This window comes from Algoriphagus chordae (genome assembly GCF_003254055.1).
Lineage (GTDB): Bacteria > Bacteroidota > Bacteroidia > Cytophagales > Cyclobacteriaceae > Algoriphagus > Algoriphagus chordae.
This window is the reverse complement of sequence record NZ_QKZT01000029.1, coordinates 32,412-42,599: the sequence shown is the minus strand read 5'-3', so window position 1 is coordinate 42,599 and position 10,188 is coordinate 32,412. Positions and strand designations below refer to the sequence as shown.

At 39.9% G+C, this 10,188-nt stretch carries 10 protein-coding genes; 8 read left to right on the top strand and 2 right to left on the bottom strand.

Annotated elements, in window-relative coordinates; translation table 11 throughout:
• The 6 genes from LV85_RS20930 to LV85_RS20900 all read left to right on the top strand — a co-directional run.
• Positions 1-330, top strand: a 330-nt coding sequence (locus LV85_RS20930) for a transposase (RefSeq protein ID WP_111322870.1), incomplete at its 5' end; no start/stop codon positions are given.
• Positions 331-576: 246 nt separating this feature from the next.
• On the top strand, positions 577-1,041 hold the full coding sequence (locus tag LV85_RS20925) for a hypothetical protein (protein ID WP_111323119.1): 465 nt from the start codon (positions 577-579) through the stop codon (positions 1,039-1,041).
• A complete protein-coding gene (locus LV85_RS20920) occupies positions 1,031-1,321 on the top strand; it encodes an outer membrane protein assembly factor BamE (protein WP_158531222.1) in 291 nt (96 codons plus the stop codon). Before LV85_RS20925 ends, LV85_RS20920 begins: the two co-directional genes overlap by 11 nt.
• Before the next feature lie 339 nt (positions 1,322-1,660).
• The gene (locus LV85_RS20915; protein WP_146260525.1) at positions 1,661-2,335 is read left to right on the top strand and encodes a carboxypeptidase-like regulatory domain-containing protein; all 675 of its coding nucleotides are present in this window, start codon (positions 1,661-1,663) and stop codon (positions 2,333-2,335) included.
• 440 nt (positions 2,336-2,775) lie between these two features.
• Positions 2,776-3,057: a hypothetical protein gene (locus LV85_RS21990; RefSeq protein ID WP_146260524.1), complete on the top strand. Its 282-nt coding sequence runs from the start codon at positions 2,776-2,778 to the stop codon at positions 3,055-3,057.
• A 626-nt stretch (positions 3,058-3,683) separates the two neighbouring features.
• The gene (locus tag LV85_RS20900) at positions 3,684-4,151 is read left to right on the top strand and encodes a hypothetical protein (RefSeq protein ID WP_111323109.1); all 468 of its coding nucleotides are present in this window, start codon (positions 3,684-3,686) and stop codon (positions 4,149-4,151) included.
• 114 nt (positions 4,152-4,265) lie between these two features.
• Here LV85_RS20900 and LV85_RS20895 read toward each other — a convergent pair whose 3' ends face one another.
• On the bottom strand, positions 4,266-5,036 hold the full coding sequence (locus LV85_RS20895; protein WP_111323107.1) for an energy transducer TonB: 771 nt from the start codon (positions 5,034-5,036) through the stop codon (positions 4,266-4,268).
• A gap of 160 nt (positions 5,037-5,196) precedes the next feature.
• Between LV85_RS20895 and pgi the strand changes: the two genes are divergently transcribed.
• Complete coding sequence (pgi, locus tag LV85_RS20890; RefSeq protein ID WP_111323106.1) at positions 5,197-6,843, top strand: glucose-6-phosphate isomerase; 1,647 nt, start codon at positions 5,197-5,199, stop codon at positions 6,841-6,843.
• 355 nt (positions 6,844-7,198) lie between these two features.
• On the opposite strand, the gene LV85_RS20885 is transcribed toward pgi, so the two are convergent.
• Positions 7,199-8,782, bottom strand: coding sequence for a hypothetical protein (locus tag LV85_RS20885; RefSeq protein ID WP_111323104.1), 1,584 nt, complete (start codon positions 8,780-8,782; stop codon positions 7,199-7,201).
• A 228-nt stretch (positions 8,783-9,010) separates the two neighbouring features.
• On the opposite strand from LV85_RS20885, the gene LV85_RS20880 reads away from it, so the two are divergent.
• Positions 9,011-10,186 (top strand): dicarboxylate/amino acid:cation symporter, encoded by a 1,176-nt coding sequence (locus LV85_RS20880; protein WP_111323102.1) that lies wholly within the window; start codon positions 9,011-9,013, stop codon positions 10,184-10,186.
• Positions 10,187-10,188 lie beyond the last annotated feature (2 nt).

Below are 10,188 nucleotides of genomic sequence, written 5' to 3'. Positions count from 1 at the left end.
TGTGAAAACAGAATCAAAGAACTCAAGGATGATTTTGGCCTGGAAAGTTTTTGCTTACAGGATTTCTGGGCAACAGAAGCCTCGTTCAGATTCATCATGGTAGCTTATAACCTAATGAGTTTATTCCGTCATTTTGCGCTGAATCATCATAATCGGGCCACCTTAAAAACACTGAAATCCTATTGCTTTGCATTAGGAGCATGGAAGGTAAATCATGCCAATAAGCAGGTATTGAAAATCTCATTACCTGCTAAAAAGAGGCCTTGGATGGATGGGATATTTGCCCAAATTCAAAACATAAGCCCTCCATTCAATTATTCTAATGCATAATGCGGGTTTAGCTATGGAGATGATGAAGGAGAGATTACTTGTGGAGGTGGATATTGTGAGATTCCGGAATTTGGAATAGAGTGTTTTGATATCATAGCTTATGAGGATCCGGCCTGTTCGGATCAATACAATCCTGGTTCTGGACCTGGATACTATAACGGTCCAGGCGGTGGTGGAGGTTCTGGCTCTGGAGGAGGAGGATTGCCTTATATTCCTAGTGATGAAGAGTTGAATTGTTCTGATTTAATGAATACTCATGGAGAATCATTTTCAGATATCAATTCCTTTGAGTATCAAAATTCAGGATTAGATTATTTTGATATTATTGCGCAGAGACCTAATATGGGTTGGGATTTTACAGAATCTCAGTGGGGTGGACCCCAAATGAGGTATATATCAGATCCATTGAATTATTCAATAAAAATTGATTTGAGACACATGCTTATCGTAGGGGCAATGGGAAAGGCGGTGGGTAATTCAATTGAAGTTATGCAAGGAATTAGAGGATTGGATTCAGCCTATGACTATCAAGATTACTACTCAAATGAACTGGGTTATAAGTTTTTTGAAGTATATGGGGACGCTATTGACCAAAATCCCTATCTATTCGTGACTTACTTGAAACAATTCCTTTTAAGCTCTATGTATAGAAATGAGATATCAAATCCAAATCGTTGCGATACATCTAGCCAAAGTAGATATGAAAATTAGAATATTTATTATAGTCTTAGTTATTATAGGTCTTGGTTTCTTTTTGATATCTGATCAAATAGGGCTAAATAATATGGAGAAAGCTAAATCTGTGAGAAAAGGGATGACCAAAAACATGGTAATAGAGCTTATCGGAGAACCAAAAACTAAAGGGCTATCACATGTATATTTGAATGAAGCTGATTCGAGTTATATATATCATGCACCCTTCGGTAGTTCTGAAGGAGTGGTGATAACATTTGATGAAGCTGGAAAAGTAATTCATGTTGCTAATGAATAATTCAAGCCTTACGGAAGTAAAAACAATGTGATCGTATTGCTGACTGAGAAAGTTGTGGCATAAGCAATCATCAGAAATAAATAGAAAAGGTCTCCTGTGTGAAAGCATACCTTTTTTGTATGTGCGCCCAACGTCAAATATTACTAAATTTGGACCAGAACAAATTTCATCTCATTACCTGTCGAATTTTTCGGTTAACTAAGCAAAACCCGTCAGAAATGGCGGGTTTTGTTGGTTTTAAGAAAAATCTATGATATGTTTAGTTACAGCGATTGAATGAATAATATGGGGCAGGTTTTTAGAATAGTTCTGGTACTTATTTGTATCAATTGTTCGGTTATGAATTTGTGCGTTTCTCAAGGAATGGGGAATATTCAGGGATCCTATAGCTACTCTTTTCCTGTTACAACAGGCGCTAGCATTACTTTGCAGTTAAATGAAGATCATCATTTTAACTATGCACAATATGGAGGACATAATGAAAAGACTATTAGTAAGGGGTACTATTTTGTGAAGCAGGACACTTTGCTTTTATTTCATGAGGGTATTGAGCACCCACGTCCATCTTATTTTGAAGTCATTTCCAAAACGGATACAATTAGACGTGATTTCGGACTTGAATCTAGCTTTGGAGAAAGTAGGGTTTCTTTTAAGATAAAAGTAATGGATTATTCAAGTGAGACTATCCCACATACTAATGTGTCAATAATGAAAGGAAAAGCAACGCTGAGCGGAGAAGTTACCGACGAAAATGGGGAAGCTAGAATTTATACTACTGGTAGGGAGGCAGACAAAGTAATTGTTTCCTTTATAGGATATAGAAACTTATATATTGATCTAGAAGATTTCTGGGGATATATCACAGAGCTCAAAGTTGTGCTTTCCGACTCGGATATTGAGTATTTCGAGAAACCTTTCCTTGCTAAATATATCATTACCAAGACCGGGGAATTGAAACTTTTGCATAAGGATAATTCTGATAGCGAGATTGTTATGGTAAAGGATACTAGATGAGCGGCTGTAAAAACTAAGCGATAAAGACATATTTTAATAGAATGGCATGGTGCAATTCAAGAAATTAAAAAGTTTTGGCTTATGTGTTTTCATGATGGGTAGTACTAGGTGTAGGTACTATCTACACCTTCCTATTTCTAGAATTTGCAATTCGGACGAATCCCATATTTTTTATTCCTTGCCAGAAATCTCACTCAAGCGAGCAGGTGGTCTGGGCTGAGTTCGATAGTTCTAGCCAATTGGAAATTGGTAAGAATATTGGGGTAGGACAAGGCGTTAAAAAACAAGCCACTGCGGCGAGTTGTTTTAGCCTTGTGCCAGCTTGCGGGGCAGCCAAACTTCACCCAGGTACCACGATGTTTTGTCTATGCTCAGGCGGGGATTCTCCCGAAACAAGTTCAGGATAGGCTATATGGCCACTGAAAAACAATTATAAAGATATGAAACGAAGAATACTAGTGAATATACTCTTGGCATTTGTGTTATTGCCAATTTTAAAAAACGCCCCTATGTTTCTTGAAGTAGTCATATTAGGAAATGAGATGCCTTATCATTTAGCAATGGACTACTGGAGCTATATGGAATTATATATGATAGAAAATCTTCTTATTTATCCTATACTATATATGTTTACCATTTTAGTGCCATATAACTTAATACTTTCTATTATCCAATGTCTCCAAAACTTCTATACCGAAGTCTATGGGGGAAAATACTTGTAATGACAGGAGTACATTTGCTAATCGTATGTATAGCGGGTTCCTTTGCCAATATTTGGGTGTCTCCTTTATGGCAGAATTCGATTTATATAGGGAAAGCATTATTATACAGTAGCATAATGGCTCCGATTATCCACTTTGCTGTTGATAAAAGAGAGGTTAATGAAATGAAGGAGTTGGGTTCGTGGTAGAATCAAATTATTCAATAGTTCCTCCGCTGGGTGTAGTAGGTATATCGTTAGAACTCGGTGTAGATTGAATCTAGACCTTCCTATTTCTAGAATTTGCAATTCGGACGAATCCCATATTTTTCATATTATCACCAAAAATCTCACCCAAGCGAGCAGATGGTCTGGGCTGAGTTTGATTGTTCTAGCCAATTGAAATTGGTAAGGATATTGGGGTAGGACAAGGCGTTAAAAAACAACCCACTGCTGCGAGTTGTTTTAGCCTTGTGCCAGCTTGCAGGGCAGCCAAACTTCACCCAGGTACCACGTTGTTTTTCTACGCCGAGCGGGGGATCTGCGACAAAACTTAATCCTGAAATTCTACGGCCTGATTGGTCAGATGTGATTGATGGAGTTAAGCCATTGAGTACATTAAGTAAAGATTGTTAAGATATCACTAATATGAAACGAAAAATAATAGTCAACCTTCTCATGGCGTTTGTCCTCTTCCCAATATTAAAAAACTTCCGAATGTTTTTTGATGTAGTAATACTTGGGAATGAGATGCCTTATCATTTGGCTATGTCTTATTGGGTATACATGAAAATACACATTGCTGAAAATTTCCTGTTTTTGCCAATGGCTTATTTGATATTAGTGTTGATACCTTACAATATGATTCTTATAAGAAACCCAATCGACTCTCAATTGCTCTATAGAAAGGTATGGGTGAAGATACTTGTTCTGACAGGAAATCACCTTTTACTTATTTGCCTTCTGGGTACGTTTGCTAATATTTGGGCAGTTCCGTATTGGCAAAATGTTTACTATGTTGGATTTGCCCTGCTATATAGCATTATCCCGGCTTCGATTATCCATTTTGCGGTTGATAGAAGAGAAATCAGGGAGAGGGAAGGATTGATTTGGTGAGATATATCTTCTTTGTAGGATATAAAAGCTCAAAACCTGTCGGAAATGGCGGGTTTTGGTGTTTTCAATCCAGTAAAAAACGAAGTGGAGAGACTACTTTTAATCATTTTCTGACTAGCTTAATTTGAATCTAATGGGAACGAGCAATATTCCGTCAATGGGATTTCCATCCAAATCTACAGCAGTCATGAACCTCCCCTCATAGCTTCTCGCTACTCGCAGTGCTTCCTCGGCTAAAGATTCGTCTACACTTGCTGGATTAGCAATCGTTATCTTTGTTTTTATTCCATTCGAATTTACATGCACTGCCAGCATCACTGTACCAGTTTCACGATTGGTCCTTGCATGAGGAGGATACCGAAGTTTTTTCATGAGGTGCTTTTGCCAGAGTAATTTGTCGGTAGAGGGAGTCGGCTCGAATTCATTTGCATTTAGCATCAACACATCTGCAGTACCCGCTTTACGCGTTTCAAATTGCTCAGGGCCCTTATAAATCACTTCTCCTAAATATTGTTCATCTTGGTAATAGGCTGCATGGTACATGGTATTGTCAAGGTTAGTAGTCTTTTTAGAAGTCAATTTTCCATGTTGGTCATAGGTCTCTGTCAGCTTTTCAAAAAACTTTCCTTCTGCATTGTATGCTTGGCGAACATTTTTGATCAGCTGATTCTTGCGGGTAAAAATGTACTCCACTGAGCTAGAATCATTGATTTGAGTGATTATTGATTTATAGACATAGTCACTTGAATCTGACTTCTCGATAGGGTAGAAATACTCATTGAGCAGAACTATTTCTTTTTCTTGAGCAATACTTGCCTGAGAGACAGCAGCTAAAGTGAGTGTGAGGAAAAATAGGATGCTAGCAGTTCTTGATTGTAATCTCATCTCGGACTAATTATGAAGTTTAATTATACAAAAACTTCACTATTGCCACAAATTCCTGAGTAAAAGTTGTCTTTAATCCTTATGGCTACTTTCGCATAAAAGCCTTTCATCCCTCAAGATAAACCTTATTTTTGTGACTCATTCCTATCAAAATAAACCGATGAACGCAATTAATCCTACAAATACACCAGCCTGGGCAAGATTACAGAAACTTGCTGAAGATCATAAAGACATGACTATTCTATCTCAATTCGATGAGCGGGAGCGCTTTGATCGATTGAGCATCACGATGGAAGATATCTTGGTTGATTTTTCTAAAAACAGACTGAATCAGGAAATCCTTGACGCACTTTTTGATTTGGCGCGCGAGTGCAAACTGCATGTGGCGATTGAGGATATGTTTACAGGAAAACCGATCAATGTCACCGAAGGAAGAGCTGTATTGCATACTGCCTTGAGAAATCCTGCAAATGAATCTGTTGTTTTGGACGGTCATAACATCATGGAAGATATCTCAGCTGTCTTGAAAAAGATGAAGTCTTTCGCAGACAAAATCCAAAATAGGCAATGGTTAGGATACACTGGAAAACCTATAAAATCACTTGTTAATATAGGAATAGGCGGTTCCGATCTTGGCCCTGTTATGGTGACAGAAGCCTTGAAACCTTATCAAAATGCAGACATCGAATGCTTTTTCGTATCCAATGTAGACGGCACTCATATCGCGGAAACGCTCAAGAAAGTAGATCCTGAGACGACTTTGTTCTTTATAGCTTCCAAAACTTTCACTACACAGGAAACGATGACCAATGCGCATTCTGCGAGAGATTGGTTCTTAGAGCATGCGAAAATTGATTCAGCTGTAGCCAAGCATTTCGTGGCACTTTCTACAAACGCCAAGTCTGTTTCCGAATTCGGAATTGATACCGATAACATGTTTGAGTTCTGGGACTGGGTAGGAGGAAGGTATTCACTTTGGTCTGCGATTGGTTTGCCGATAGCCTGCACGATTGGTTTCGATAATTTCGAAAAACTACTTGCCGGTGCTCATGCGATGGATAAGCATTTCCGCCATTCTCAGTTTGATAGAAATATCCCGCTTGTCCTGGCGATGATTGGCATCTGGAATACTAATTTCCTTGGTGCGAGTTCCGAAGCTATCCTTCCTTACGATCAGTATATGCATCGTTTCGCGGCTTATTTCCAACAGGGAAATATGGAAAGCAATGGCAAATACGTAAGCCGCTCCGGCGAAAAGGTAAATTATACTACTGGCCCGATTATCTGGGGAGAGCCAGGTACCAACGGTCAACATGCTTTTTATCAATTGATCCACCAGGGCACGCATTTGATTCCTTGTGATTTCATCGCTCCGGCGATTTCTCATAATCCTATCGGAGATCATCATCAGAAGTTGCTTTCCAACTTCTTTGCACAGACTGAAGCTTTGATGAAAGGAAAATCTCTGGAAGATGTGAAAGTGGAAATGAAAGCTGCTGGAAAATCCGAAGAGCAAATAGAAGAGATTGCTCCGCATCGAGTTTTCGAAGGTAATCGACCTACCAATTCTATTTTGGTAAAGGAAATCACTCCTTACACGCTAGGTGCTTTGATCGCTATGTACGAGCACAAAATCTTCGTGCAGGGCGTAGTTTGGGATATTTTCAGTTTTGATCAGTGGGGAGTAGAACTAGGCAAAGTCCTGGCATCCGGCATTCTTCCAGAGCTGCATGGCGACGAGGAAATCACTGCGCACGATGGATCTACCAATGGTCTGATCAACGCTTATAAGAAAATGAGGAAGTAAGAAATAATGATAGCTCTGGTTTGTGTATCCACAAACCACCTGTCTCAACCATGTTTTCGGTCAGAGTCCTCACTGACCGGCTCTGGTATTAGTAAAACCCCGATTCTACCAAGATTCGGGGTTTTATTTTTTCTTTATTCTTAAATATTTGTAGTCCTGCATCTCCGTGGTCTGTGTCCACACAGACTACTTATTATTTCAATCATAATTCCTATCTCTGTTCCACATACAACAATTATTTAAACTATGCTATCTACTAAAGACTCACCCGCCCTGAATCAGATAGAGTGCAATCCGGAGAAATGAGCGCTCGGAATTGATTGACCAATTGACCGAAGAATGCATATAAACTCTTTTATAAGGTAGCCACTACCTTTTCGCCAGGATTTAACTGAACAGAAATGAAGCTGTAGATTTTTCCATTGAGCATGGCGGTCTTAGCCTTAGTTTTCTTGCCGTTTGCAAACATGTGTTTGTGCTCTCCATAGAACCTAATATTGCATGTCAAGGGTGATGAACTAGCGCTGTTGGTGATTTCTGTTTTGTTTTTGGACTGGTAAACTTCAATCGTATGCTCTCCGATTTTTAGGTTGCTTAAAGCAAGATATTGAATCTCCGCGGGTAGGCGAGGAATAGTACTGATGGTAAGCTCAGCGGCATTCGGTTCAATACCCATCAAACCTTCTACCACCTGGCTCACCAGTGTAAATGACACCTCAGGATAGTTTCCGTTATTTCCCTGCTTGGTCACATAATGTGGTTTCTCCTTCTCATCAATGATGTATTTCATCCATTTCCAAGCTTCATCTACTCTACCGTATGGGAAATAGGTGTCTGGAAGATAGGTGTAGGCCTCTATGTTAGCAGGCGAACCTTTCTTTGCATTGGCTGTGCCTACACCATCGCCGAGTTCCTCAGAAATAAAGTCCAAGTAAGCCTCATTTCTCGGGCCTGGTTCGGTGAGTAATTTCATGGGCATAAACCAGCTCGTTTCTTTATTAAAGAAAGGATACTTCTCGTGAGAGGAGGTAGTTGCACTGGCGTATAAGTTTGTTACCTCTACGACTGACCAGTTAGTATTGAAATAGTCTTTTAGCGCAGCTGCATTTTTCTCTTGCTCTTTAGCTTGTTGTTTCAAATTCCGCTCAGACAAAAATGCGGCATAGGCTAGGTATGCTTGGTATTGAGAACCAATGGCATCTCCAGCTTCCAGAGGATGGATATCGGCTTCATTGTATGTAGAAGAACCTTGGAAAATATCTCCTTGCCCTTCGGGAATGCCATTTCCATCGCTATCGTGAAGGCTTACAAAGTCCGTCACTACCTTTTCATACATTCTCCACAGCTTCTCATCTTCTATATATCGTCGGTCTCCAGTCCACAAATAGCTTTTCCAGGCTTTTTCTACCAGTTCAAACATGGCGGGAATCTCTCGTACAAATGATTCGCCAGGTTTATTTACAAAGTCAGAAGGATATCCTTGGTAGGTTCCTATCCCTGGAGGGTTGGGTGCATCGAGGGTAAATACAGAGCCATCAAAATTCAAAGCCCACCAGGAGTACCATTTTTTATCTTCGGTAGTGTATTCTGCGAACTTTTCCATCATGGCGAAGTTTTCCTCATCCATCCCAACCAAGTGAGCCCCATCGATCTGATGCACAAAATCTCTGATATAATAAGCAGATCGGTGTGCATAGCCAGCCCAATAAGAAGGAATGAATTTCACCTCAGCTTTATAGCCCAGTCCCTCTCCGCCTTCATGACGATTGATTTCACCAGATTTACCAGTCATCTTCCAAGTGTTGGCTTTTTGTACCGCCCAGGTGAAGTTTTCTTCTAAATACTTATTATCTGACTTAAGGCTGATCTCCTGCGCAAAACTGCAAAATGGAATAAAAAGTAGGAGCAGGAGGGTATTAAAGGCTAGTTTGATCATCATTTGATTGTTGATTTGCAATTCTAAAAGTGAAATTGCACATGAAAGACTTTGCTACAAAACATAAAGAAGTAAAAAATTGGGGACAGTTAGAAATTGCATTTTGTGAATATTTGAAGTCGATTGGAAAGCAATTAATACAATTGCGCTAATTTCTAATAAGCTATTCTTATATCTTAGCGATCTCAATAAGTGCAGCATCGCTTTCAAATCCAGAATTTCAGCTACAAAATGAAGCAACTATTTTCCAATCTCCTCTTCAAAGTATTTATCGCCATTGTTTTGGGCATTGTGTTCGGACTTTACTTACCAGAATCCATCAATAGGATTTTTGCGACATTCAATGCGTTTTTTGGGCAATTTCTAAACTTTGCTATTCCACTCATTATACTTGGGCTGATTATGCCGGCCATATCTGATCTAGGTAAAGGTGCCGGGAGAATGCTGCTGATAACTGCGGCTATTGCTTATGGATCCACGATCTTTTCGGGCTTTATGAGTTATTTCACCTCGGCTACTATTTTCCCCTCTCTGCTTTCATCTCATGTCAATGAGGTAGCTGAGATCACAGAGAATGGAAAGGATTTGGAGCCTTATTTTAGTATAACGATCCCAGCGGTGATAGATGTGATGTCTGCATTGGTGCTGGCTTTTGTGATTGGTTTGGGACTTTCCTATCAGGAGAATTCAATGCTGAAGAAGGTGGTGAAGAACTTTGAGACCATCATCATGCAAGTGATCGAGAATGTGATTGTTCCCTTATTGCCGATTTTCATCTTAGGTATTTTTGCGAATATGGCCTATAGTGGTCAGGTGTATTCTATACTCTCTGTATTCCTTAATATTATAGGGGTGATTTTCGCGATGCATATTTTCCTGCTCCTACTCCAATATTCAATCACTGGAGCGATTGTTCAGAAGAACCCTTTGCGTTTGTTGGGAAATATGATGCCGGCCTATTTCACAGCCTTGGGCACACAATCGTCTGCAGCCACCATTCCGGTGACCTTAGAGCAAGCTGAGAAAAATGGTGTTTCGCCTAAAATTGCTGGCTTTGTGATTCCTCTTTGTGCTACCATTCACCTATCGGGTAGTATCATGAAAATCACCGCATGTACCATGGCATTGATGATTTTGCATGGTCTACCTTATGATTTTGGAATGTTTGCTGGTTTTATTTTTATGCTGGGCATAGCGATGGTTGCAGCTCCTGGAGTACCTGGAGGAGCAATTATGGCAGCCATTGGATTGCTTCAGTCCATGCTAGGTTTTAGTGAAGAAATGATCGGATTGATGATTGCGCTATATATCGCGATGGACAGTTTCGGCACGGCCTGTAATGTCACCGGAGATGGTGCAATTGCCTTGGTGGTAGATAAGATCACCAAAACGGAGACCGCGGCTTAAGT